Below are 23,619 nucleotides of genomic sequence, written 5' to 3'. Positions count from 1 at the left end.
ATCGCGTCGGCGCGGTGAACGCCCGCACCTCGGCGGCACCCGCGGTGCTGTTCGTCCTGGTGGGTCTGGCCTGCCAGGAGGTCGGTGCCTCCGTCGCGGTGCTGCTGTTCCCGCAGGTCGGGCCGCTCGGCATGGTCATGCTGCGGCTGGTGTTCGCGGCGGTCGTGCTCATGGCGATCGCCCGGCCCCGGCTGTCGGGTCATTCGCGGGCGGCGTGGATCGGCGTGCTGCAGTTCGGTGTGGTGCTGGCCTGCATGAACGGGCTGTTCTACCTCGCCCTCGAGCAGCTGCCGCTGGGGGTGACGGTGACGATCGAGGTGCTCGGTCCGCTCGCGCTGTCGATCATCGTCGCGCGTCGGGCGAGCGCCTGGGTATGGGCCGGGTTGGCGCTCGTCGGCATCCTCGCGCTGGGAGGCGGCGGCTGGGACCGGCTGACGGTGCCGGGCGTGCTGTTCGCCCTCGGCGCGGCGGCCAGCTGGGCCTTCTACATCCTCGCGTCGGCGAAGGTCGGGCGCCAGTTCCCCCGCCTCGACGGTCTCGCTCTGGCGATGGTGGTGGGTGCGGTGCTCTCGCTGCCCTTCGGCATCGTGGATGCGGGCGCCGCGCTGCTGCGCCCCGACCTGCTCGCGCTGGGCGCCGCGGTCGCGGTGCTGTCGTCGACGGTGCCCTACGCGTTGGAGCTCATCGCGTTGCGGCGCCTGGCCGCATCCGTCTTCGCGATCCTGATGAGTCTCGGGCCCGCCACCGCGTCGCTCGCGGGGTTCCTGCTGCTGGGCCAGCACCTGGTCGCGCTCGAGCTGGTGGGCATCGCGCTGGTCATCGCCGCGAGCATCGGCGCCGTGCTGACCGCGCCGCGTCCTCGCCCTCGCGCCGCCCCCGCGCTCCCGCCCGCCGAACCCCTCGCCTGACGCCCCGCCCGACCGCCCGACCGCCCGACCCGCCCGCCCGCTGGACCGCCCGACCCGACCGCCCGCTGGACCGCCGAGACAGCACTTTCGCGCCGAGACCGCGGGTTAAACCCACTGTCTCGGCGCGAAAGTGCTGTCTCGCGGGTCAGGCGAGGCCGGGGCCGGGGCGGCGCGGGCGGGTCAGGCGAGGATGGTGGCGACGAGGTGGGCGGCGGCGTCGTCGTCGACGTCGAGCACCAGGCGGGTGCGGACGCCCTCGTGGTGGCGGGGGCCGGTGCGCTGGCCGCGGAGGTCGGCGATCGTCTGCCCGCGCCCGGGACCCTGCGACACATCGACGACCACCGGCACCTGGAGCGCCCGGGAGGGCGAGACGCCGCCGGCAGCGATGGCCGCGGCGAGCGGGTCGTGCAGGGCGCAGGTGCGCGCGCCGTACGAGGGCAGGTAGAAGTCGAAGTAGTGGTCGAGGATCTGCCCGACCGCCACGACGAAGGGCCGGTCGTCGGCGAGGAACTGCTGACGCTGCTCCTCGCTCAGCGTGTGCTCGAGCGTCACGTCGAGGGGCACGAGGGTGACGTCCCAGTCGGCGTCGAGGAGGGCCGCGGCGGCCTGCGGATCGTTGTAGATGTTCGCCTCGGCCACGGGCGTGATGTTGCCCGGCGACAGCGCGGCGCCGCCCATCACGGTCACCTCGGCGATGCGGTCCGGCAGCGACGGGTCGGCCTCGAGCGCGTGCGCGATGTTGGTGAGCGGACCGATGGCCAGGATGTGCAGACGCCCGGCATACGTGCGCGACAGGTCGAGCAGCAGCTCGACGGCGGTGCGCTCGTCGACCTCGCGGTCGGAGCGCGGCAGCACGATGCCGCCGACGCCGTTGTCGCCGTGCACATGCGGGGCGCCGCCGCTGAAGGGGTGGTCGAGGTGGTCGTGGGCGCCGAGGGCGACGGGGATGTCGTCGCGCCCGGCCAGCGCCAGGAGGTCGAGCGTGTTGCGGGCGGCCTGAGCCGCCGACGTGTTGCCGCTCACGGTGCCGACGCCCACGAGCTCCACCGCCGGCGATGCCAGGAGGTAGGCGATCGCGACGGTGTCGTCCACGCCGGGGTCGCAGTCGAGGTAGACGGGGACGGGTGCGGTCATGGCGGGCTCCTCGCAGGGGTCGAAAAGGGACGCCGTCGTCCGACGTGCCCCGGGTGGGCACTGTTCGGTTATATCCCGCACGGGCGGCGGATGCCGCATCCGTGACGTCGATGCCCGTGTCGTGAGGTCACGGCGGATGTCGCGGCGTGACCGACGGGGGATGACGCCGTGCCGCGCCGGGCGTAGTGTCGGCGCACCGTTCGCACCCGCGGGCGGCGATGAAGGAGGGCGTATGTCGACCACGAGTCCGGCCCCGATCGGCGGGGGCATCGATCACGAGCAGCGACTGGGCGCCGCACGGCGCGAGTTCCGCCGGGCGCAGGCAGCGCTGGAGGACGCCCGGCGCGAGCTGCTGGCGCTCGCCGCCGGTCGCTCCCGCACGGACCCGCGAGAGGTCGCCCCGGCCTCCATCGCCGCGGTGCGTCGGGGGGATGTGGCAGAGTTCCAGTGACCCCGAACCTCGTCGAAAGAGTCGTATGCCCATCGCTGCCGATGACCCCCGCCTGACGACCGCCTACACCGCGGCCACCACCCGCTACGACGACGTGCCGTTCGCTCGTGCCGGCGCCAGCGGCATCCCGCTTCCGCGCATCTCGCTCGGTCTCTGGCAGAACTTCGGTCGCGACCGCTCGATCGAGACGCAGCGCGAGATCCTGCTGCACGCGTTCGACCGCGGCGTCGTGCACATCGACCTGGCCAACAACTACGGCCCGCCCTACGGCGCCGCCGAGTCCACGCTCGGCACGGTGCTCGCGAGCGATCTGGGCCGATACCGCGACGAGCTGTTCCTCACCAGCAAGGCCGGTTACGACATGTGGCCGGGGCCGTACGGCGACGGCGGCTCGCGCAAGTACCTCACGCGGTCGCTCGAGCAGAGCCTGCGCCGGCTCGGCATCGACCACGTCGACGTCTTCTACTCGCACCGCCCCGACCCCGAGACGCCTCTCGAGGAGACCGTGCAGGCGCTGGTCGACATCGTCCGCAGTGGCAAGGCGCTCTACGTCGGCATCTCGAACTACCCGGCCGAGCTCACGCGTCGTGCGCACGAGCTGCTCGCCGGCGAGGGCGTGCGCCTGCTGCTGCACCAGCCGCGGTACTCGCTGTTCGACCGCCGCCCGGAGGAGGACCTGTTCCCCCTGCTGCGCGAACTGCAGGTGGGCAGCGCCGTGTTCTCCCCGCTCGCCCAGGGGCTGCTGACGGCCAAGTACATCGACGGCGTCGTTCCCGACGACTCCCGCGCCGCGAACAGCTTCTTTCTCGACGGCTCGGCGCTCACCGACGACTACCTGCGCCGCATCCGCGGCATCGCGGGCATCGCGGATGAGGCGGGCCTGTCGATCCCGCAGCTGGCGATCGCGTGGGTGCTGCGCGACCCGGTGGTGACCACCGCGATCATCGGTGCGTCGCGGCCCGGTCAGATCGACGACGCGATCACCGCGAGCAAGGCCGAGCTGCCCGCCGAGGTCATCACGGCGCTCGACGAGTTCGCGGCACCGATCGGCAGCGCCACCGCCTGATCCGTCATACGCAGAAAGAGGGGCCGGTCGGAACATCCGACCGGCCCCTCTTTCTGCGCGGGCGCGTCAGACGGCCTCGGGTCGCCGGATGCTCTCGGCGCCACCGTCGACGAAGATGATCTGGCCGGTCACGTAGGCGTTGTCCTCGCTGGTGAGCCAGGCGAGCAGGTTCGCCACGGCGCGGGGGTGGGCGGCGGGTCCGCCGTACGGTGCGGGGGCGCCGGCGTCGAGCGCGGCCCGGCCCTCCTCGGTCTCGAGCGCCGCCGCGGTCATGGGGGTCAGGATGACGCCGGGAGCGACCGCGTTCAGGGCGATGCCCGCCTTCGCCCACTCGGCCGTCGGCGCGGTGCGCCGCACCCAGCGGGCGATCGACAGCTTCGAGGTCGTGTACAACACGCTGGAGCCGGTCGCGTTCGCCGTGGCCCCGAGCGATTCGGCGAAGGCGAGCGCCTCGGCCTCGTCGCCCGATTCGATGCGCCGCAGCAGTTCCTCGTCGACCTCCTCGAGCGCCGCCAGCGACGCGACGACGGCGGCGCGCGGGGCTTCGGAGCGGGCCAGCAAGGGCCGCAGGCCTTCGAGCGTCGCGACGGCGCCGAAGTGGTTCACCGCGACGGTGACCGGTGCCGGCACCACGAGCCCCGCGACGGCCAGGACGCCATCCAGGACGCCGCCGCTGATGCGGGTGGCGTCGGCGACCAGCTTCTCGCGCCCCTCGGTCGTGGTCAGGTCGGCGTCGATGTCCGCATCGTGGAGGTCGACGCCGATGACGCGGTGCCCGTCGGCTCGCAGCTTCTCGGCGGTCTCCTTGCCGATGCCGGATGCCGAGCCGGTGACGAGGTAGGTACGGGTCATGGGAGGTGCCTTTCATCGTTGAGGAGCCATGCCGGCAGGAGATTCAGCAGTTGCTGCTGGATCCGTTCCGCAGGCTCCGGGTGTTCGCTTCCGATCCACTCGACGAGCACGCTCAGCGTCCCGCCGGCGACGTAGCGCGCGGCGACGTCGGCGTCGAGGTGCGGGGGTGCGGTCGCGAGCATCGTTCCGCGCGCTTGCGCGGCGAACGCGTCCTGCACCGCGCGGTGCGCCTCGGTGGTCCGGCCGGAGAGTACGCCCGCGTACAACGCGCGATTGCGGGAGAAGGCCTCGACCAACTGCGTCGTCGTGGTCACCGCGGTCTCGCGGGAGGTCCGTGTCCGACGCAACGCCAGGTCCACCTGCTCGATGCCGGCGAAGGCCTCCGAGAGCACCGCGACCGCGAGGGCGTCGAGGTCGCGGTATTGCGCGTAGAAGGCGGATCTGCTGATCCCGGCGGCATCGACGATCGCGGAGACCGTGATCGCCGCGTTCCGGGACGAGAGCGACTCGACCGCCGCGAGGATCGCGGCCCGCGTGCGGGCGGGACGCGGATCCTCGGCACGGGTCATGCCTCGAACCTAACATTTTCCATACAGCTGTAGGAAAAATATGGACGGCATCGAAGCTGCGGATGCCGCGCACCGCCCGGTGCACGCAGGCGAACCGGCGGGCTCAGGTCACCGGGCTCAGGTCACCGGGCTCAGGTCAGGAGGGCGCGTTCGTGCGTGCGGCGGCGTCGGTCGTCACGCGGAGGACGTGCGTGATATTGGCGTGGAGGCCGGGATCGTCGACGTCCGTGCTGCGTACGACCAGCGCCGCCGTGCCGTAGACGAGCGTCATACCGAGAGGCAGCTCTACGCGCGCGTCCCGTCCCATCAGTGCCGCGGCGACCCGATCCACCATCGCATCGACGGTGACGGCGAGATCGCCGGTGAGCGCTGCGCGGTCGAAGAAGAACATGTTGATCACGCGGCGGTGGGTCACGACGAAGTCGGCGTAGAACGACCGGGCGGCGTCGGCCCGTTCGCTGGGGTCGTCGAGGTGCTCGATCCGCTCGAGGCCCGCTGCTGCGTCGGCGATGACCGGGCTCATGAGCGCTTCGACGATGTCGTCCCGGGAGCGGAAGTGGTGATAGATCGCCGGCTTGGAGACGCCTAAGCGGTCCGCGATCATCTGCAACGACGTCCCCGCCAGGCCGTTGCGTCCGAACAGCTCCGCCGCCACGGACAGCAGCCGTTCTCGCCCCCCGCGCGTGCGCTTGAGGCTCCGCGGGTCGGGCGTGGCGTTGTCGAGCTGGTCGTCGATCATCGAGCCCAACTTACCATTCGTACAGTTCTGTAGTAACTTACCGTTCGTTAAGTTACGACGACGGACGCGAGGAGTCCCGATGCCCTCTTGGTACGACCAGCTGATCGACAGCTTCACGTTGGACAACACACCGCTGCTGATCTCCGCGGCGGTGACGTTCTTCATCGGCTATCTCGAGTACATGTACTCGTTCGCCCTCATCCGACGGGAGAAGAAGGCGCCCTACCCGGTCTGGATGCACACGTTCTATCTCGCGCACGACAGCAGCTGGGCGGTGATCATGTTGTTCGCGGCATCGCGCAACGACTGGAACTGGTTCCTCACCGCCTGCGGCGTCGCGTTGCTCGTATGGAACGTCTTCGAGGTGTACAACATCACGAAGGTCATCACCGTCGAACGCCAGGAGGTGTACGGCGACTATGTGAGAGGTGAGGTCAGCGTCGGCCGAGCCGTGTTGCTGACCGGCATCCAGATCCCGGCGATGTTCGCGCTGGTGTGGATACTGATCGGGTTCATGGGCGAGGGATCCATCCTGCAGTGGTTCCTCTTCACGAACATGCTGATCGCGGCAGCGCCGGGTGTGCTGTGGCTCAAGCGAGGCGCCCGCGAGGGCACGCGCTACGGTTCGAGCGTCGGGCTCGCCATCGTCATCCTGCTGGGGACGATCAACACGTTCCTCCCGGGCGCCAACATGTGGGTGCTGGCGATGCCGGAGGTCTTCAGTAACTGGGTCTTCTACGTCACCGGAGCCGTGTTCGTGGCGATCGCGGCGTTCAATCTCGCGACGGTCCTCCGACTGCCCGCGAAGACTCCGACGACGGAGATCCCGAAGCCGGTGTGGTGAGGCGCCGGCCTCGTTCCTGATCGGGGTGCGGCGCGCGCACCGCACCCCGATCAGTGGGATCGGGAGGACCGGCGGATGACCGCTCTCGCCGGAGCCACAGATGCACGGATCGATGCCAGCTGAGGGCGAAGGCGCGGGATACCGACGGGATCACGGTGGGGCCGGGATGTGCCACGAGGGCAGCTTCGGAAGTGACCAGTGGAGGGGCTGACGGGAATCGAACCCGCGCTATCTGCTTGGGAAGCAGAAGTTCTGCCATTGAACTACAGCCCCGAACGCCCGAAGGCGTCGGCTCAGCATAGCAAAGCGCCGGATCGCTAGGCTGGGCCCGTGCTGCTCTCGGATCGCGACATCAAGCAGGAACTCGGCTCTGGACGCATCGGGCTGGAGCCGAGCGACCCTCGGATGATCCAGCCGTCGAGCGTCGATGTGCGCCTCGACCGGTACTTCCGGTTGTTCGACAACCACAAGTACCCCTTCATCGATCCGGCGGTCGACCAGCCCGAGCTCACTCGGCTCATCGAGGTCGCTCCCGACGAGCCGTTCATCCTGCATCCCGGCGAGTTCGCGCTGGGTGCCACCTACGAGAGCGTGACGCTGCCGGATGACGTGGCGGCGCGCCTCGAGGGCAAGTCGTCGCTCGGGCGGCTCGGGCTGCTCACCCACTCGACGGCGGGATTCATCGACCCGGGCTTCACCGGTCACGTCACGCTCGAGCTCTCGAACGTCGCCACGCTGCCGATCAAGCTCTGGCCGGGGATGAAGATCGGTCAGCTCTGCTTCTTCCGCCTCACCTCGCCCGCCGAGAATCCCTATGGATCCGGTCCCTACGGCAACCGGTACCAGGGGCAGCGGGGCCCGACCGCATCCCGTTCGTTCCAGAACTTCCACGTCACCGACGTCGGTGTGACGGATGCGGGAGCCACCGGCGGCTGAGCCGCACACCCTCGCCCGGCGGTAAAATCGCCATGCGACCACAGGGAGGAGCGCACGTGAGCGCGCAGGATGTGATCGAGGACTACCGCGTTCTCACCGACCCGCCCGACGCCCTGCACTCCGTGGTGGAACTCGCGGCCTTCGTCGCCGAAGTCCCGATGGCGACGATCAACATCATCACCGTCGACGCGCAGTACCAGCTCGCCGCCGTGGGATTCGATGCGTCGATCTGCCGCCGCGAGGACTCCATGTGCGCGTTGTCGCTGCGCGCGGGAAAGCCCGTGGCTGTGCCCGACGCGAGCAAGGACGACCGCTTCCGCGACAATCCCTTCGTGACCGGTGTGTTGGGGCACGTGCGCTTCTACGCGAACCACCCGCTGGTGCTCGACGGTGAGACGATCGGCACGCTCTGCGTGTTCGACACCGAGCCGCGCGAGATCGACGAGCACCGGCGTGCGCTTCTCGCCGTGCTGGCCGCGCGGGTCGTCGACATTCTGCAGCTCGATCGCCAGACCCGCTATCTGCGCACCGTGCTGAATCAGAGCGAGCAGTTGCGCAGCGAGCTGCGCCGCTCCAACGACCATCTCTCGGCGTTCGCCGGGCAGATCAGCCACGACCTGGCGAGCCCGCTCACGGCGGTCACGATGTCGCTGGAGCTGCTGCACGAGGAGTTCGAAGCCGACTCCGCGCTCCCGCCGGTCATGGAGGGCTGGGTCGAGACCGGGCTCCGCGGCACGTCGCGCATGGGGGGCATGATCCGCGACATCCTGAGCTTCGCCCGTCTGGGCGGCGTGCTGCAGAAGCATCCCGCCGACCTCGCGCACGTGGTGCGCGACGCCCTGGGCGACGTCGGCGTGAAGGCGGACGACCCACGGGTGACGATCGCCGAGCTCCCGGTCGTCTCGGGTGATGTCAGCCAGCTGCGCGCCGTGCTGCAGAACCTCTTGAGCAACGCCCTCAAGTTCGGGGGCGACGATCCGCGCATCGAGGTCTCGTCCGAACGCGAGGACGACGGGTGGTGCATCCAGGTCGCCGACCGTGGGCGCGGCATCGACCCGGGCGACACCGAGCGCGTGTTCGATCCGCTCGTGCGCGGTCAGAGCGACGTCGAGGGGACCGGTATCGGCCTGTCGACCTGCCGTCGCATCGTGCAGGCCCACGGCGGCACCATCGGCATCGCGCCCCGCGAGGGCGGCGGGAGCGTGGCGTGGTTCTGGTTGCCCGACGAGGAGAGCGTCGTGGATGACCCGCCGCACGCCGAGGCGTGCGCGCGGGCCGGCGAGGCGTAACGACGAGAACGCACGCCCCGCCGGATGACCGGCGAGGCGTGCGTTGCGGGTGGAGCGTTCAGATGCGCGGGTCGGTGTCCGACCCGACGGGGCCCTCTCCCGGGCCGAAGCCGCGGTGGCGGTTGCCGCCCTCCGCGTCGTGCGGGTGCGGCCGGTGGCCTCGGTGGCACGGCTCGTCGCCGTGACCGCGGGGGTCGCCCCACGGCGCGGTCCCGCGGGGGTCGCCTCCGAAGCGGCGCCCGAAGCCCCGGAATCCCGGGCCGAACCCGCCCCGGCCGAAGGGGCCGAAGCCGCGCGGGCCGAAGCCGTGACGGCCGCGGCCGCGCCGTTCGGCGCGCTCGGCGTCGGTGAGGCTCTCGCCGACCCGATCGGTGATGGTGCGGAGTGTGGCGAGGGTCGTGGCGAGCGCCTCGGCGTCGACGGAGCCCTCGGCTTCGGCGCGGAGCGCGGTGAGACGCTCCTCGACCCGCGCGAGGATCGCGCGCCCGGCGGCAGTGGGGCGCCAGGCGCCCTTCTCCTCCTCGGCCCAGCCGTGCTCGTAGAGGCCGTGCAGGGCGGGGCCGGCGAATCCGCGGTGATGGTCGTGGTCTGGACGGCTCTCGTCGGTGGTGGTGGCGGCGTCGAGGGCGCGCAGGGCTGCCCACTCGTGCCGGGCGATGCCCTCTTCGCGGAGGATGCGTCGTCGTCGGGCGGCGACGACCTGTCGCAGCGCCCGCAGCTGATGCCCGAGGCGATGCTCGGGCGTGGTGTTGTTCGTGTCGTCCGTCATGGGACGTCCTTCCTCTGGGTGCTGGTTCCGCCAGCATTACTTGTCATTGTGCATGCATATGTAGGATGACATGCAGATGCGTTCCATGTCAAGCAGCATGTAAATTCGGAGGATGTCCTCGGAGCGCCCCCACGACCCCGCCGGTGAACCGGCCGATCCCGCAGAGGCGATCGCGGCGGCGCTCGGACGCATCCGCGGCCCACGCGGTCCGCGCGGCATGCGGGGTCCGGAGCGCGAGGGCGGGGCCGACCCCCACCACGCCCACGGCGGCATGCACGGCCACGGTCCGCGCGGACCGTTCGGTCACGGCGGGCTGCCGCCCGGGCCCCCGTGGATGATGCCGGGCGGCCGCGGCGGCCCCGCGCGGATGCGGCTGCTCGACGCGTTGGCGGCGGCATCCACGCCCCTGTCGGTGAGCGAGATCGGCGAGGCCATCGGCGTCGATCAGCCCCGCGCGTCGCGACTGGTGCAGCAGGCGGTCGAGTTCGAGCTGGTGCGCCGGGAAGCCGACCCGGACGACGCGCGCCGCACCCGCATCGCGCTGACCCCGCGGGGTTCGGCGCTCGCGCACGGCTTCCGCGGTGAGCGCCGCGAGGCGATCCGCACCGCGCTGTCGAGCTTCAGCGACGCCGAGCAGCAGGATCTCGCCCGTCTGCTGGCGAAACTGGCCGACGCCTGGCCTCGCTGACCCAATACCTCCCGTCGCGGTCGCAGGCAAGAGCGACGACGTCGTTCAGCGCGAATTCGTAGGGTGGTGCGGTGAGTGAACGCGTCGACGCCCCCGCGCCCCCGTCCGATCCGCACCCCGGACGCCGCGTCGCACCCTGGGTGTTCTGGCCCGCCGCGGTCGTCGTCCTCTCCTTCAGCGCCTTCGCGATCTTCTTCCCCGCGGCCGCCGAGATCTTCTTCGGCACCATCCAGACGACCGTGGTCAACGCGTTCAACTGGTACTACGTGCTCATCGCCGCGTTCTTCGTGGCCTTCGCCGTGTTCGTCGGGTTCAGCCGTTTCGGCGACATCAAGCTCGGCCGCGACGCCGACGAGCCCGAGTTCTCTCTCGGCGCATGGTTCTCGCTCCTCTTCGCCGCCGGTATGGGCATCGGTCTCGTCTTCTACGGGGTGAGCGAGCCCCTCAGCCATTACGTGGACCCGCGGCCCGGCGTCGAGGGCACACCCGCGCAGCTGGCGCAGTCGGCGCTCACGCAGACCTACCTGCACTGGGGCGTGCACGCGTGGGCGATGTACGTGGTGGTCGGTCTCGCGCTGGCGTACGCCATCCATCGCCGTCGTCGGCCGATCTCGATCCGTTGGGCGCTCGAGCCGCTGCTCGGCAAGCGCGTGCGCGGCGGATGGGGCAACGCCATCGACACGGTCGCGCTCGCCGGCACCATCTTCGGTGTCGCCACCTCGCTCGGTCTCGGTGTGCTGCAGATCGGCGCGGGCCTTCAGGTGGCGGGCCTGCCCGAGCCCGACATGCTGATGAACATCGCCATCATCGGCATCATCACCCTCTTCGTGCTCTTCTCGGTGCTGTCGGGCGTCAGCCGCGGGATGAAGTGGCTCTCGAGCTTCAACCTGATGCTGGCCGCCGCGCTGCTCGTGTTCGTGCTGACCTTCGGTCAGACCGAGTACCTGCTGCGCGAGTGGGTGCAGTCGATCGGTGCCTACCTGCAGAACTTCGTCGGGCTGAGCTTCACCGTGAGCGCCTTCCAGGGCACCGCCGGCGAGGAGTGGCAGGCGGCGTGGACCTCGTTCTACTGGGGCTGGTGGATCTCGTGGGCGCCCTTCGTCGGCATCTTCATCGCCCGTGTGAGCAAGGGGCGCACCGTCCGGCAGTTCGTGATGGGCGTGCTCATCGTCCCGACGCTCGTCGGCATCCTGTGGTTCGCCGTCCTCGGCGGGTCCGCGCTCTACCAGGAGATGCAGAACCCCGGCTCGATGCTCGACGGCGAGGGCGGGGTCGACCTGCAGGGCGCGCTGTTCCAGCTCTTCCAGCATCTGCCGGCCGCCCCCGTGCTGACGATCGGGGCCATCATCCTGATCGCGATCTTCTTCGTCACCTCCGCCGACTCGGGCGCGCTCGTGATGGGCATGCTCGCCACGGGCGGCACCCCCGAGCCCGCGCGCTGGGTGCGCATCTTCTTCACCCTGGCCACGTCGCTGCTGGCCATCGCGCTGCTGATCGCGGGTGGACTCACCGCGCTGCAATCGGCGGCGATCCTCATCGCCCTGCCCTTCAGCATCATCATGCTGCTCATGTGCTGGTCGACGATCGTCGCCTTCCAGCGCGAGCGACGCGTGTACGACCGGGTGCAGCAGGCCCAGCTGCTCGAGCAGATCGGCGAGCATTACGGCCTCGAGGTCGAAGAGGCCAATGAGGGCGGTCTGCGGTGGCCGAGCTGGATGCGGCGCGAGAGCCGCACGCCCCGCGAGTAGCGTGGAGAGGTGACCGTCGACATCCACCGCGCGCCGCTCCGCGAGATCCCGGCTGACACGCTCTACCGGATCCTGTGGCTGCGCGTGCAGGTGTTCGTGGTCGAGCAGGAGGCCGCCTACCCCGAGCTCGACGGGCGTGACCTCGAGCCCGACGCCGAGCTGCTGTGGGCCGAGGAGGGCGGGCAGGTCATCGCGACCCTCCGCGTGCTGCACGACGGCGACAACGCGAGGATCGGCCGCGTGGCGACGGCGCTGAGCGCCCGTGGACGCGGTGTCGCGGCCGACCTGATGCGCCCCGCGGTCGCGCGTGCCGAGGAGCGGTGGCCGCGGCATCCGATCCTCCTCGACGCCCAGCAGCACCTCGCGCCCTGGTACGGACGCTTCGGGTTCGCGGCCGACGGCGACGTGTTCCACGAGGACGGCATCCCGCACGTGCCGATGCGACGCGGCGTGCGCTGAGGGGAATTCCTCGCCGGGGGAGGCGTTGTCGCCCCTATGAGCACAGTAGGAATCATCGGAGCAGGACACATCGGTTCGACCCTCGCCCAGGGGCTGGTCGACCGCGGCTACGACGTCGTGATCAGCAACTCCCGCGGGCCCGAGACGCTGGCGGACCTGGTGGCATCGCTCGGTTCGTCCGCGCGCGCCGCCACACCGCAGGAGGCCGCCGAGGCGGGCGAGTTCGTCATCGTGACGGTGCCGCTGAAGGCGCTGGAGCAGGTGCCGGTCGCGCCCCTCGCCGGCAAGATCGTGCTCGACACCAACAACTACTACTGGGAGCGCGACGGCCGCATCGCCGCGCTCGACGAGAAGCGCACGACGACGTCGCAGATGCTGCAGGAGCACCTGCCCGCATCCACCGTGGTGAAGGCGTTCAACCACATCACATCGGCCGACATCCTGACCGACGGAACCCCCGCGGGCACGGCGGATCGCCGCGCGCTCGCGACGGCCGGCGACGACGAGAGCGGCGTCGCCCTCGTCACCGCGCTCTACGACGCCTTCGGCTACGACACGGTGAACATCGGCCCGTTGGCCGACAGCTGGCGCGTCGAGCGCGACCAGCCCGCCTACGTCGTGCGGCAGAACGCCGCCGAGCTCGAGGCGAACCTGGCCCGCGCCACCCGCTGACCCGCGAGCGCGGCTCCCGCCGCGCGCGGGCACCCGGCTCGACGCGCCCGCGCATCCGGGCCGACGCGCCCGGGTCACGCTCCGCGCCCCCGCACCTTGGCCGAGCGCACATCCGGTGGCCGAGCGCACATGCCGGACGATGTGCGCTCGGCGACGGGGTATGCGCTCGCCGGAGGTTGGGGTGGGCGTAGGGCCGCCGCGGGCGCGCTCCCGTGCGGGCGCGAGACCGGGCGCGCTCGGAGCCGGCGCGAGCGAGAGTGGGGCGCTCGTGCTGGCCGAGCGCACATCCGGTGGTCGAGCGCACATGCCGGACGGTATGCGCTCGGCGACGGGATGTGCGCTCGCGGGGATGGGGTGGGCGCGCGAGGGCGAGACCCGCGCGCGAGACCGGGGGCGGGCGGGACCCGCGCGGGACCTGAGCGCGCGAGCTAGCGGGCGGGGCGGGCGGCGGCGCGGACGGGGATGAGCAGCGCGAGCCCGATCAGCAGGATGAGCACGATGCCGAGGATGCCCCAGTACTGGGCGCCGCCGATCGTGACGAAGACGCCGAACGCGGTGGGGGCCAGGAACACCGCGGCGCGGCCCGTGGTCGCGTACAGGCCGAACACCTCGCCCTCCCGGCCGGCGGGGATGAGGCGCGCCAGGAACGTGCGGGATGCCGACTGCGCCGGTCCCACGAACAGGCAGAGGATCAGGCCGAAGATCCAGAACATCGTCTGCCCGCCGTCGTGGAACAGGAACACGCACAGTCCGCTGATCACCAGGCCCACGAGCGAGACCAGGATGAGCGGCTTCGGGCCGAACCGGTCGTCGAGGCTGCCGGACGCGATCGTCGCGACACCCGCGACGACGTTGGCGACGATGGCGAAGACGATGACCTCGCTGGGCGAGAAGCCGAACGTGCCGGCGGCGAGGATGCCGCCGTAGGTGAAGACGCCGGTGAGGCCGTCGCGGAACACAGCGCTCGAGAGCAGGAAGTAGACGGTGTGCCGGCTCTCGCGCCAGAGCCGCGCGATGTTGCGGAAGAGCAGGCGGTACGACTCGAAGAACCCGATCCGCTCCGGCGCGACGAAGAGCGGCTTGTTCTCGGGGACGGCGAAGAACACCGGGATCGCCGACAGCGCGAACCACGCTGCCGCGACGAGCATCGAGACCCGGATGGCGAGGCCGTCCTCGCTGGTCACCCCGAAGAGGCCGACCTCGGGGTTGATGAAGCCGAAGTAGACGATGAGCAGCAGCACGATGCCGCCGATGTAGCCCATGCCCCATCCGAAGCCCGAGACCTTGCCGATGGTGCTCGGGGTGGAGATCTGCGCGAGCATCGCGTTGTAGTTGACCCCGGCCAGCTCGAAGAAGACGGTGCCGATCGCGAGCAGGGCCAGCCCGAACCACAGGTACGCCGGATCGGGCTCGACGAAGAACATGAGGGCGAGCGCGACGACCACGACGGCGGTGTTGATCGCGAGCCAGCGCTTGCGGTGCGCCGAGATGTCGGAGCGCTGACCGGTGACCGGCGCCGTGATCAGCACGATGATGCCGGCGCCGGCGAGGGCCCACGAGAGCGCGGCGGACGTGGAGGTCGCGTCACCGAACGAGGAGCTCGTGAGGTACACCGAGAACACGAACGTCGTGGCGAGGGCGTTGAAGGCGGCCGAGCCCCAGTCCCACAGGCCCCACGCGATGACCGGGCCCCGGCGCGTGCGCCCCGCGGTGGTCGTGGATGCGGTGCGTGTCGGGACGGGCGCGGACGCTCCGGAATCGGCGGACATGTGCGGCACGGTAGGACCCTTCGGTGAACAGCCGGTGCGTCCGCGGCGGCGCCGCCGCGACTGCGCTCAGCGTAACGCGGGTGCGCCGCGACGGCAGGATGACGCGGGCGGCACCCGATCCTGAGAACTTGATATCAGCGGGCTCAAGTTCAATTGACACGATGAACGGGGCGCGATACCGTTGAGTCATCGCGACTCAGGTTCGAGTCGCCCCAGACTTTTCAGTTCACACGAAGGAGAAACACATGCCCCGTGCAGTTGGAATCGACCTCGGTACGACGAACTCCGTCGTCAGCGTCCTCGAGGGTGGTGAGCCGAAGGTCATCGCCAACGCCGAGGGCTTCCGCACCACCCCCTCCGTCGTCGCCTTCACGAAGGACGGCGAGGTGCTGGTCGGCGAGACCGCCAAGCGCCAGGCCGTGACGAACGTCGACCGCACGCTCACCTCGGTGAAGCGTCACATGGGTACCGACTGGAAGACCCAGGCGATCGACGGCAAGGCGTACACGCCTCAGGAGATCTCGGCCCGCATCCTGCAGAAGCTCAAGCGCGACGCCGAGCAGTACCTCGGTGACACCGTCACCGACGCCGTCATCACGGTGCCCGCGTACTTCAACGACGCCGAGCGCCAGGCCACGAAGGAGGCCGGTGAGATCGCGGGCCTCAACGTGCTCCGCATCATCAACGAGCCGACCGCCGCCGCCCTGGCCTACGGCCTCGACCGCGGCAAGGAGGACGAGCTCATCCTCGTCTTCGACCTCGGTGGCGGAACCTTCGACGTCTCGCTGCTCGAAGTGGGCAAGGACGACGACTTCTCGACCATCCAGGTGCGCTCCACCTCGGGCGACAACCGCCTCGGCGGTGACGACTGGGACCAGCGCGTCGTCGACTACCTGATCAAGCAGTTCAAGGACACCACCGGCGTCGACGTCTCGGGTGACAAGATCGCGCTGCAGCGCCTCAAGGAGGCTGCAGAGCAGGCCAAGAAGGAGCTCTCCAGCTCCACCTCGACCTCGATCAACCTGCCCTACCTGTCGCTGACCGACTCGGGCCCCGTGTCGCTGTCGGAGACGCTGACGCGCGCCAAGTTCGAGGACCTCACCAAGGACCTCCTCGACCGCACGAAGAAGCCCTTCGACGACGTCATCCGCGAGGCCGGCATCAAGGTGGCCGACATCGACCACGTCGTGCTCGTCGGTGGATCGACCCGCATGCCCCAGGTCACCGAGCTCGTCAAGAAGCTCACCGGCGGCCAGGAGCCCAACAAGGGTGTGAACCCGGACGAGGTCGTCGCCGTCGGCGCCGCTCTCCAGGCCGGTGTCCTCAAGGGCGAGCGCAAGGACGTCCTGCTCATCGACGTGACCCCCCTGAGCCTCGGTATCGAGACCAAGGGCGGCATCATGACGAAGCTCATCGAGCGCAACACCGCCATCCCGACCAAGCGCAGCGAGACCTTCACGACCGCCGACGACAACCAGCCGTCTGTGGCCATCCAGGTCTTCCAGGGCGAGCGCGAGTTCACCCGCGACAACAAGCCGCTGGGCACGTTCGAGCTGACCGGCATCGCGCCGGCGCCGCGCGGCATCCCGCAGGTCGAGGTGACCTTCGACCTGGACGCCAACGGCATCGTGCACGTGTCGGCCAAGGACAAGGGCACCGGCAAGGAGCAGTCGATGACGATCACCGGCGGCTCGTCGCTGCCGAAGGAAGACATCGAGCGCATGGTGCGCGAGGCCGAGGAGCACGCCTCCGAGGACAAGAAGCGCCGCGAGTCCGCCGAGACCCGCAACCAGGCCGAGACACTCGCGTACTCCGTCGACAAGCTGATCTCGGAGAACGCCGACAAGCTGCCCGCCGAGGTCAAGGACTCCGTGCAGGCGGATGTCGACGCGCTCAAGACGGCGCTCGCCGGTGAGGACGACGACGCGGTCAAGACCGCGTTCGACAAGCTGAGCCAGAGCCAGGGTGCGATCGGCGAGGCCATCTACCAGCAGGCGCAGGCTCAGGGCGAGACCCCGGACCCGGCCGCCACCGACCCGGGCGACGGCACCGTGCCGAACCCCGAAGAGGATGTCGTCGACGCCGAAGTCGTCGACGACGAAGACGACAAGAAGTAAGACGGAATCATGACCGACAAGAACCGCGAAGAGCCGTACGGCGACGACGAGGTTCGGCCGGGCGCAGAGGGGTCGGAGGCTTCGGCCTCCGGCCCCGCTCCGCAGGAGCCGGAGCTGACCGTGGACGACATCCTCGGCGCCGAGCAGAACGTCGATGCTGCCGCGGAGGACGCCGCGACCGGCGACCTCGAGACCGCGCTGCTGAACGATCTCAAGCGCCTGCAGGCCGAGTACGCCAACTACCGTCGTCGCACCGAAGAGCAGCGGGAGGTCGAGATCGAGCGCGCCAAGGGCTCGGTCGCGAAGGGCCTGCTGCCGGTGCTCGACGATCTCGACCGCGCCGACAAGCACGGCGACCTCACCGAGGGCACCCCGTTCACCGCGATCGCCGAGAAGCTGCGCGGCGTCGCCGAGCGCATCGGACTCACCACCTTCGGGCAGGCGGGCGACGCGTTCGACCCGCAGCAGCACGAAGCGATCTTCCAGCAGCCCACTCCGGGTGCGAGCACGGCGACCGTGCTCGAGGTGGTCGAACTCGGCTACCGGCTGGGCTCGGTCGAACTGCGTCCCGCGAAGGTCGTGGTCGCCGTGCCGGCGGACTAGGAGGCGGATGTGGCCAGCCAGGACTGGTTCGACAAGGACTTCTACGCCGTGCTCGGCGTGTCCAAGGACGTCGCCGACGCGGATCTGAAGAAGACGTACCGCAAGCTCGCCCGCAAGTACCACCCGGACTCCAATCAGGGTGATGCCGCGGCCGAGGCGAAGTTCAAGGAGATCAGCGAGGCGTACGCCGTGCTGAGCGACAAGGAGCAGCGCGAGGAGTACGACCAGATCCGTGCCATGGGCTCCGGTGCCCGCTTCACGGCGGGCGGCCAGAACGCGGGCGGGTTCGAGGACGTGTTCTCGCGCTTCGGCCAGGGCCGCGGAGGCGGGCGCGTCGACCCCGACGACTTCGGGGACTTCTTCTCGATGTTCGACCGCGGCGGATCCGGCGGGTTCGGGTCCGGGCGCTTCGGCCAGACCACGGGCGGCTACCGCGGGTTCGGTGGTCCCAGCAAGGGCGCCGACGTCACCGCGCGGACGACGCTCGACTTCGCGACCGCCGTCGGCGGTGAGACGATCAGCCTGCAGGGCGAGGACGGCAAGCCGTTCAAGGTGAAGATCCCCGCGGGGGTCTCCGACGGACAGAAGATCCGCCTGCGCGGACGTGGCCGCCCGTCTCCGGACGGCGGCGAGGCCGGCGACATCGTCGTTCAGGTGGCCGTGCGGCCGCATCCCGTGTTCACCCGTGACGGGCTGAACCTGCGGCTGACCGTGCCGATCACCTTCACCGAGGCGACGCTCGGCGCGACGATCGAGGTGCCCACCCTGGGCGGCGAGACCGTGCGACTGCGCGTCGCACCGGGCACGCCCTCGGGCCGGGTGCTGCGGGTCAAGGGCCGCGGCGTCCACACGCAGAAGGGCACCGGCGATCTGCTCGCCGAGGTGCAGGTGGCCGTGCCCACCCACCTCGACGACGCCGCTCGCGAGGCGCTCGAACGGTTCCAGGAGCTGGAGCCGCAGGAGAACCCGCGCGCCGAGCTTCTGGCCAAGGCGCGCGGCTGACACCGTCGGCGCGGGGCCGCCTCATCCACACGGGATGCGGATGCGCCCCGCGCGACGGACGACGAGAGGAACGACGGCGGTGAGAGACATGTCGGACGATGAGATCGACGAGGACGCACCCGTCTTCGCCATCGCCACGGCGGCGGAGCTCGCCGGGATGCACCCCCAGACGTTGCGGCAGTACGACCGGCTCGGGCTGGTCGTGCCCGCCCGCACCAAGGGCGGGTCGCGCCGGTATTCGGTGCGCCACGTGGGCCAGCTCCGCGAAGTGGCGCGGCTGTCCTCGGACGGCATGAGCCTGCCCGCGATCTCGCGCATCATCGAGCTCGAGAACCGGGTGCGCGAACTGCACCTGCGGGTGCGCGACCTCGAGACCCAGGTGCGCGTGGAACGCGACCGCCGGCCGGGCGCCCGCGTCTTCGCCGCCGGTGCCACCGGTTCGGTCATCAGCCTCCGCTCGGGCACGCGCGTCCGCCGCGCCACCGACATCGTCGTGTGGCGCCCGCTGCGCGAACTGCCGCCGCCCGCCGAGTAGACCCCGGCCGCTCACGAACGCCCCCTCCCGCCCGGAGGGGGCGTTCGTGCGTGATGCGTAGAAACCGCGTAGCGCGTGCAACGGGCATCCACTAAGGTGAGGCTTACCTAAGCACTTACCCGAGCGCGGTCATCGCCTCCTTTCGCGGTCCTCCGGAACGAGGGGTGATCGTCGCGCCCGGACACAGCCCGCACGAAAGGTCTGCCTCTTGTCCCGCACGTTCACAACCCGGGTCGCCGCGGTCGCCGCCCTCGTCGCCCTGCTGGCGACGGGCGCCGCACCGGCGTCGGCCGCCACGGCGCGCACCAATCTCGCGCTGGGGGCCGATGTCACGGTCAGCTCCACGCATCCCCACAACAACTACGCCCTGTCGGGCGCGAACCTCGTCGACGGATCCCCCACCACGCGATGGGCGGCCGCGGATGACGCGACCCTGCCCCTCACGATCGACCTGACCTTCGCCTCCGAGATCACGTTCTCGGAGATCGTGCTGGCCGAGTACCTGGATGCGGGCACGGCGCCGCGTGTCGGTGCCTACGAGCTGCAGGAGTGGTCCGCGCAGACCGCGAGCTGGGAGACCTTCGAGAGCGCGTCCGGAATCGGGCGGTCCGCAACCGTCACCGGATTCGAGCCCGTGACGACCGAACGCCTGCGCGTGGCGATCACGAGCCTGCGCCAGGGAGAGATCTACACGCCGACGCTCACCGAGATCCAGGTCTTCGCCGAGGCATCGGCGCCGACGTCGCCCGGCGAGGAGCAGCCCCCCGCCGCGGACGACCCGTACATCGCCATGCACACGACGCCCGCGGGCGCCGTGGATGTCGCCGCGGACGCCGAGGTGACGCCGATCGACGGGACCTCGGCCGGCAGCGGCCACTCGCTGCGCCTGGTCGACTCGGGGGACGATCTCGTCGTCCAGCGCGTGGCCGAGGACTCGGGCGCGGTCACGCAGTCGCTCGACCTGTCGTCGCAGCTCGATGCGGTCTCCGACGCGACCGCATCCCTCGACTACGACGCGGGCACCCCCTACCGTCACAACCTCTATCTGCGGGGCACGAAGGACGGCAGCGAGGTGTTCGTGCGCGTCGTGACGCCCGGCGCCGACGTGCTGGAGCATCCGGCGACGACGATCGAGACCCTGTCGGCGGCCGACGTCGAGAGGATCAGCGGCGTCGCGCTGTCCGATCTGCGCCTGCTGCGCCCGTTCAGCACCGGCCTCATGGCCATCTACGAGGACGGCGACGGCTACAGCGCGAAGCGGCTCACGTACGCCCTCGCGCCGCAGGCCGGGCGCACGCCCGTCGCGCTCCCGCTGAGCGCCGAGGCGCGGACGTTCACGCTCGACAGCTACGGCGACCTCTACTCGAGCCGCCGCGGCGGCATCGACCGGTTGTCGCTGTACGACCCCGCCACCGTGACGCGGGTGGATGTCGCCGGGCTCGGCCTGGTCCAGTCCTGGATCGTCCAGGCGTACGCGTACCTGATCGTCGCCGACGACGCCGGCATGGTGGTGTCGGTCGGACTGAGCGGCGACCTCGTGCCCGCGGCCGTCATCACGCTCGATGCGCCCGCCGCGTCGGTGACCTACGTGAGCTCCCTCGGTGAGATCCAGGCGGCCACGGCCGGAAGCGACACGATCGTCCGCTTCGCGGCCGGCGACGGCTCCCCGCGCGCCGTGCTCGACGCGCCCGGCGGCGTCCTCGCCGGCTCGCTGCGCTCGCACATCGCCTGGAACCCCGCGACGACCTACCTCGCCGCGGTCGGCGAGCAGGTCTACGCCTACCGCTCCGCGTACGTCTCGAGCCCCAAGCCGTGGTCGACGCCGTCGCTCAGTGCGGCCGAGAGAGGCGCCGGCGTCGACTTCTCCTACGGCGCTGCCGGCACCGACGTCTCGCCGAGCACGGCGTGGTTCGAGTACAGCCTGGACGGCGGGGCGCACTGGGCCAAGCGCGACCAGGCGTGGACCGAGGCGGTCGCCGACAAGGGCGCCGTCACGACACAGCCTGACGCGCTCCCCGCGCCGATGGACGGAGTGGCGCCGCACCTGCGTCAGCCTCTCGACGAGGACATCTGGCAGTCGAGCACGATCGGTGCGTTCTGGGGTGGCATCGTGCTGTCGGCCGAGCAGTACGACGCCCTGTGGCGCTACCGCGTCGAGGGCGCCTACGGGTCGGTCCCCAGCGCCACCACGACGATCGTCATCGCCTCGGAGGAGGAGGTCGACACGACCCTCCGCGTCACCACGCAGCCCGCATCCGTGCGGGTGAGCGCGGGCGAGTCGTTCACGCTCACCGCGGCCGGCACGGCCGAGCAGGCGCCGTCCGTCCAGTGGCAGCGCGCCGACGGTGCCGGCGGGTGGGTCGATGTGCCCGGCGCGACGGCCGAGTCGCTGGAGGTCACGGCCGCAGCCGGCGACGACGGCGCGCAGTACCGTGCCGTCTTCACCGCCGGGTCCTCGAGCGTCGTGTCCGATGTCGCCGACGTCGCGGTCATGGTGCCCGGCGCCCCGCTCGTCGGCGCGGCGCCCCAGGGGGCGACCATCGTCTCGGACGCCCGGTTCGGGCTCGACCTCTCGCAGTACTCGCACGAGTGGATGCGGGCGGTCGCCGGAGCCGACGTGACCCTCGGCGACACCGGGTTCGTCTACGACGGCGGGTCCGGGTGGACCGTCGCCGCCACCGGCGAGAGCCAGCTCTCGTGGGAGGGCACCGCGGTGTACCGCCCGTACGGCGGGTACCTCGGGCTCTACCTGTCGTTCGCGAACCCGCATCTCGCGGTGGCGGCCGACGGACGGGGCACCCTCACGGCTGAGGTGGCGTGGAACGACGGGGCCGGGAGCTGGAGCGGACCCGTGGACGCCGCGTACACCCGCGTCATCATCGCGACCTTCGCCGGCACCGAGGTGACCGCGGCGGCGGACGGCGGTCTGAGCATCGCGGGCACCCCCGAATGGGAGGGGCGCGCCTACACCGAGGGCGCGGGCGAGGTCCGCCCGGACAGCTTCCCGGCATCGTTCGTCGACTACCTGGCCGCCGGAAACCGCCCCTGGTTCTACGCCTCGGGCAGCTCCCGCGACCCTGAGAAGGCGCCCCTGCCCGTCGGTGTCACGGCGCGTGCCACGGGCGAGGCCGCATCCACGGCAGGTGAGCGGATCGACGCCCTCGACCCGCTCGGCGACGGCGAGGACCCGTTCACGCCCACGGCTCCCGTCGTGGTCGGGCACCCCCGATCGGCGACCATCGGTCTTGGTGGCACGGTCGAGCTCGCCGCCGCCGCATCCGGGTCCCCGACGCCGTCGGTGCAGTGGCAGCAGCAGGTCGACGGCTCATGGGTGGATGTGGCCGGTGCCACGTCGCCGCGGCACACGGTCGTGGGCGAGACGGCGGGCGAGTACACGTTCCGCGCCGTCTTCACCGGGCGCGGGGTGTCGGTCGCGACGGATGCCGCGGTCGTCACGGTGACCTCCGAACCGGTCGAGCCGGAGCCGTCGGACGGCCCGGTGCTGACGGTCTCGCCGTCCACCGCACTCGCGGACGGCGCGCAGGTCTCGGTCTCCGGCTCGGGCTTCACCCAGAACACCAACCGCAGCGGCGTGTACGTGCTGTTCGGCTACGCGACGTCGTCGCCCGCGCAGGGCGGCACGCTCGGCGAGGACTACGACTACATCGCGGGCACCGACAACCAGCGCTTCGTCGCCTGGCCCGGTGCCGGCACCGCGGGCGGCGCGAACACGGTGTTCACGGATGACGGCGGCTTCGCCGTTGACGGGTTCACGGTGCGGAGCGCCTTCGTCGGCGCGTCCGGCGACACCGTCGACTGCCGCGCCGAGGGCGTCACCTGCGGTGTCTTCACGATCGGCGCGCACGGCGCAGCGGACGCGGCGGTCGAGACCTTCACGCCGGTCTCGTTCACGGCGACCGATCCCGGCACCGATCCGGGCACGGACCCGGGTACCGAGCCCGGAACGGACCCCGGTACCGATCCGGGAACCGAGCCCGGGGCGGAGGTGCAGCCGTCCGAGCCCGACCTGGTGGCCGACCTCGAGGGTCGGATCCTGGTGCCGGTGAGTGCCGAGGCCGGCTCGACGATCGTGGTGTCGGTGGGCCGCGAGCGCGCGGGCCAGAGCGTCAGCGCGTTCCTCTTCTCCGACCCGTCCGCCCTCGGCACGCACAGCGTCGCCGCGGACGGCACGATCACGGTGCGCCTGCCCGACGGCGTCACCGGCGTGCACCGCCTTGCGGTGTACGGCGCCGACGGCGCGCTCATCGGATGGGCGTCGCTGTCGATCTCGGCTCCGGTTCCGGCCACCGCACCGTCGGCGGGCGGACGCGACCTGGCCGTGACGGGCGCGGCGGCGCCCCTCGGGGCGCTCGCCCTGGCCGGTGCGCTCCTCCTCGTCGGCGTGCCGCTTGTGGTCGCGCGCCGGCGCCGGGCGCGCGTCGGAGGCTGACGGAGCAACGCCGCACGGC

The 23,619-nt window shown here is 71.0% G+C and carries 21 protein-coding genes and 1 tRNA gene; 15 read left to right on the top strand and 7 right to left on the bottom strand.

Annotated features, from left to right (window positions below):
* Positions 1 to 14: 14 nt before the first annotated feature.
* Positions 15 to 908 carry an EamA family transporter gene (locus AB0N73_RS13075; protein ID WP_363564138.1) on the top strand — a complete coding sequence of 298 codons (894 nt, stop codon included), beginning with the start codon at positions 15 to 17 and terminating at the stop codon, positions 906 to 908.
* A gap of 180 nt (positions 909 to 1,088) precedes the next feature.
* Here AB0N73_RS13075 and AB0N73_RS13070 read toward each other — a convergent pair whose 3' ends face one another.
* Positions 1,089 to 2,042, bottom strand: coding sequence for a nucleoside hydrolase (locus AB0N73_RS13070; RefSeq protein WP_363564136.1), 954 nt, complete (start codon positions 2,040 to 2,042; stop codon positions 1,089 to 1,091).
* Between the two features lie 232 nt (positions 2,043 to 2,274).
* Here AB0N73_RS13070 and AB0N73_RS13065 point away from each other — a divergent pair, with 232 nt between their 5' ends.
* Positions 2,275 to 2,493 (top strand): hypothetical protein, encoded by a 219-nt coding sequence (locus tag AB0N73_RS13065; RefSeq protein ID WP_363564134.1) that lies wholly within the window; start codon positions 2,275 to 2,277, stop codon positions 2,491 to 2,493.
* A 25-nt stretch (positions 2,494 to 2,518) separates the two neighbouring features.
* Positions 2,519 to 3,559, top strand: a complete 1,041-nt coding sequence (locus AB0N73_RS13060; RefSeq protein WP_363564132.1) for an aldo/keto reductase — start codon at positions 2,519 to 2,521, stop codon at positions 3,557 to 3,559.
* A gap of 66 nt (positions 3,560 to 3,625) precedes the next feature.
* Here the strand turns inward: AB0N73_RS13060 and AB0N73_RS13055 are convergent, their stop codons facing one another.
* The 3 genes from AB0N73_RS13055 to AB0N73_RS13045 form a co-directional block, all read right to left on the bottom strand.
* A complete protein-coding gene (locus AB0N73_RS13055) occupies positions 3,626 to 4,411 on the bottom strand; it encodes an SDR family oxidoreductase (protein WP_363564130.1) in 786 nt (261 codons plus the stop codon).
* Entirely contained in the window at positions 4,408 to 4,980 is a 573-nt protein-coding gene (locus tag AB0N73_RS13050; protein ID WP_363564128.1) for a TetR/AcrR family transcriptional regulator, read from the bottom strand. Before AB0N73_RS13050 ends, AB0N73_RS13055 begins: the two co-directional genes overlap by 4 nt.
* Positions 4,981 to 5,116: 136 nt before the next feature.
* Complete coding sequence (locus AB0N73_RS13045) at positions 5,117 to 5,719, bottom strand: TetR/AcrR family transcriptional regulator (protein ID WP_363564126.1); 603 nt, start codon at positions 5,717 to 5,719, stop codon at positions 5,117 to 5,119.
* A gap of 79 nt (positions 5,720 to 5,798) precedes the next feature.
* Here AB0N73_RS13045 and AB0N73_RS13040 point away from each other — a divergent pair, with 79 nt between their 5' ends.
* A complete protein-coding gene (locus tag AB0N73_RS13040; RefSeq protein ID WP_363564124.1) occupies positions 5,799 to 6,563 on the top strand; it encodes a hypothetical protein in 765 nt (254 codons plus the stop codon).
* Positions 6,564 to 6,762: 199 nt separating this feature from the next.
* Here the strand turns inward: AB0N73_RS13040 and AB0N73_RS13035 are convergent.
* Positions 6,763 to 6,836 (bottom strand) — tRNA-Gly (locus AB0N73_RS13035).
* Between the two features lie 57 nt (positions 6,837 to 6,893).
* On the opposite strand from AB0N73_RS13035, the gene dcd reads away from it, so the two are divergent.
* Complete coding sequence (gene dcd, locus AB0N73_RS13030; protein WP_363564122.1) at positions 6,894 to 7,499, top strand: dCTP deaminase; 606 nt, start codon at positions 6,894 to 6,896, stop codon at positions 7,497 to 7,499.
* Between the two features lie 56 nt (positions 7,500 to 7,555).
* Positions 7,556 to 8,788, top strand: coding sequence for an ATP-binding protein (locus AB0N73_RS13025; protein WP_363564120.1), 1,233 nt, complete (start codon positions 7,556 to 7,558; stop codon positions 8,786 to 8,788).
* A 58-nt stretch (positions 8,789 to 8,846) separates the two neighbouring features.
* Here the strand turns inward: AB0N73_RS13025 and AB0N73_RS13020 are convergent, their stop codons facing one another.
* Positions 8,847 to 9,557 carry a hypothetical protein gene (locus AB0N73_RS13020; RefSeq protein WP_363564118.1) on the bottom strand — a complete coding sequence of 237 codons (711 nt, stop codon included), beginning with the start codon at positions 9,555 to 9,557 and terminating at the stop codon, positions 8,847 to 8,849.
* Between the two features lie 112 nt (positions 9,558 to 9,669).
* Here AB0N73_RS13020 and AB0N73_RS13015 point away from each other — a divergent pair, with 112 nt between their 5' ends.
* From AB0N73_RS13015 to AB0N73_RS13000, 4 genes are all read left to right on the top strand, one after another.
* Positions 9,670 to 10,245 (top strand): MarR family winged helix-turn-helix transcriptional regulator, encoded by a 576-nt coding sequence (locus tag AB0N73_RS13015; protein WP_363564116.1) that lies wholly within the window; start codon positions 9,670 to 9,672, stop codon positions 10,243 to 10,245.
* A 140-nt stretch (positions 10,246 to 10,385) separates the two neighbouring features.
* Positions 10,386 to 11,993, top strand: a complete 1,608-nt coding sequence (locus tag AB0N73_RS13010; protein ID WP_363564194.1) for a BCCT family transporter — start codon at positions 10,386 to 10,388, stop codon at positions 11,991 to 11,993.
* Between the two features lie 9 nt (positions 11,994 to 12,002).
* Positions 12,003 to 12,452, top strand: a complete 450-nt coding sequence (locus AB0N73_RS13005; protein ID WP_363564114.1) for a GNAT family N-acetyltransferase — start codon at positions 12,003 to 12,005, stop codon at positions 12,450 to 12,452.
* 36 nt (positions 12,453 to 12,488) lie between these two features.
* Complete coding sequence (locus AB0N73_RS13000; RefSeq protein WP_363564112.1) at positions 12,489 to 13,124, top strand: NAD(P)-binding domain-containing protein; 636 nt, start codon at positions 12,489 to 12,491, stop codon at positions 13,122 to 13,124.
* Between the two features lie 428 nt (positions 13,125 to 13,552).
* Here the strand turns inward: AB0N73_RS13000 and AB0N73_RS12995 are convergent, their stop codons facing one another.
* Positions 13,553 to 14,893, bottom strand: coding sequence for an MFS transporter (locus AB0N73_RS12995; RefSeq protein ID WP_363564110.1), 1,341 nt, complete (start codon positions 14,891 to 14,893; stop codon positions 13,553 to 13,555).
* Between the two features lie 245 nt (positions 14,894 to 15,138).
* Here AB0N73_RS12995 and dnaK point away from each other — a divergent pair, with 245 nt between their 5' ends.
* From dnaK to AB0N73_RS12970, 5 genes are all read left to right on the top strand, one after another.
* On the top strand, positions 15,139 to 17,010 hold the full coding sequence (dnaK, locus tag AB0N73_RS12990; RefSeq protein ID WP_363564108.1) for a molecular chaperone DnaK: 1,872 nt from the start codon (positions 15,139 to 15,141) through the stop codon (positions 17,008 to 17,010).
* Positions 17,011 to 17,019: 9 nt separating this feature from the next.
* Entirely contained in the window at positions 17,020 to 17,613 is a 594-nt protein-coding gene (locus tag AB0N73_RS12985; protein WP_363564106.1) for a nucleotide exchange factor GrpE, read from the top strand.
* Positions 17,614 to 17,622: 9 nt separating this feature from the next.
* Positions 17,623 to 18,615, top strand: a complete 993-nt coding sequence (locus AB0N73_RS12980) for a DnaJ C-terminal domain-containing protein (RefSeq protein WP_363564104.1) — start codon at positions 17,623 to 17,625, stop codon at positions 18,613 to 18,615.
* An 88-nt stretch (positions 18,616 to 18,703) separates the two neighbouring features.
* Entirely contained in the window at positions 18,704 to 19,150 is a 447-nt protein-coding gene (locus AB0N73_RS12975; protein WP_363564102.1) for a MerR family transcriptional regulator, read from the top strand.
* Positions 19,151 to 19,358: 208 nt separating this feature from the next.
* Positions 19,359 to 23,600: a discoidin domain-containing protein gene (locus AB0N73_RS12970; protein WP_363564100.1), complete on the top strand. Its 4,242-nt coding sequence runs from the start codon at positions 19,359 to 19,361 to the stop codon at positions 23,598 to 23,600.
* Positions 23,601 to 23,619: the final 19 nt, after the last annotated feature.

This window comes from Microbacterium sp. NPDC089189, assembly GCF_040685095.1.
Taxonomy (GTDB): domain Bacteria; phylum Actinomycetota; class Actinomycetes; order Actinomycetales; family Microbacteriaceae; genus Microbacterium.
This window is presented reverse-complemented; position numbering and strand designations above follow the sequence as displayed.

Excerpts from the sequence above, each read along its gene's own strand:
- AB0N73_RS13070 (WP_363564136.1), bottom strand. The coding sequence starts at position 2,042 with ATGACCGCACCCGTCCCCGTCTACCTCGACTGCGACCCCGGCGTGGAC.
- AB0N73_RS13065 (WP_363564134.1), top strand. The coding sequence starts at position 2,275 with ATGTCGACCACGAGTCCGGCCCCGATCGGCGGGGGCATCGATCACGAG.
- AB0N73_RS13060 (WP_363564132.1), top strand. The coding sequence starts at position 2,519 with ATGCCCATCGCTGCCGATGACCCCCGCCTGACGACCGCCTACACCGCG.
- AB0N73_RS13055 (WP_363564130.1), bottom strand. The coding sequence starts at position 4,411 with ATGACCCGTACCTACCTCGTCACCGGCTCGGCATCCGGCATCGGCAAG.
- AB0N73_RS13050 (WP_363564128.1), bottom strand. The coding sequence starts at position 4,980 with ATGACCCGTGCCGAGGATCCGCGTCCCGCCCGCACGCGGGCCGCGATC.
- AB0N73_RS13045 (WP_363564126.1), bottom strand. The coding sequence starts at position 5,719 with ATGATCGACGACCAGCTCGACAACGCCACGCCCGACCCGCGGAGCCTC.
- AB0N73_RS13040 (WP_363564124.1), top strand. The coding sequence starts at position 5,799 with ATGCCCTCTTGGTACGACCAGCTGATCGACAGCTTCACGTTGGACAAC.
- AB0N73_RS13020 (WP_363564118.1), bottom strand. The coding sequence starts at position 9,557 with ATGACGGACGACACGAACAACACCACGCCCGAGCATCGCCTCGGGCAT.
- AB0N73_RS13015 (WP_363564116.1), top strand. The coding sequence starts at position 9,670 with ATGTCCTCGGAGCGCCCCCACGACCCCGCCGGTGAACCGGCCGATCCC.
- AB0N73_RS13000 (WP_363564112.1), top strand. The coding sequence starts at position 12,489 with ATGAGCACAGTAGGAATCATCGGAGCAGGACACATCGGTTCGACCCTC.
- AB0N73_RS12995 (WP_363564110.1), bottom strand. The coding sequence starts at position 14,893 with ATGTCCGCCGATTCCGGAGCGTCCGCGCCCGTCCCGACACGCACCGCA.
- dnaK (WP_363564108.1), top strand. The coding sequence starts at position 15,139 with ATGCCCCGTGCAGTTGGAATCGACCTCGGTACGACGAACTCCGTCGTC.
- AB0N73_RS12985 (WP_363564106.1), top strand. The coding sequence starts at position 17,020 with ATGACCGACAAGAACCGCGAAGAGCCGTACGGCGACGACGAGGTTCGG.
- AB0N73_RS12975 (WP_363564102.1), top strand. The coding sequence starts at position 18,704 with ATGTCGGACGATGAGATCGACGAGGACGCACCCGTCTTCGCCATCGCC.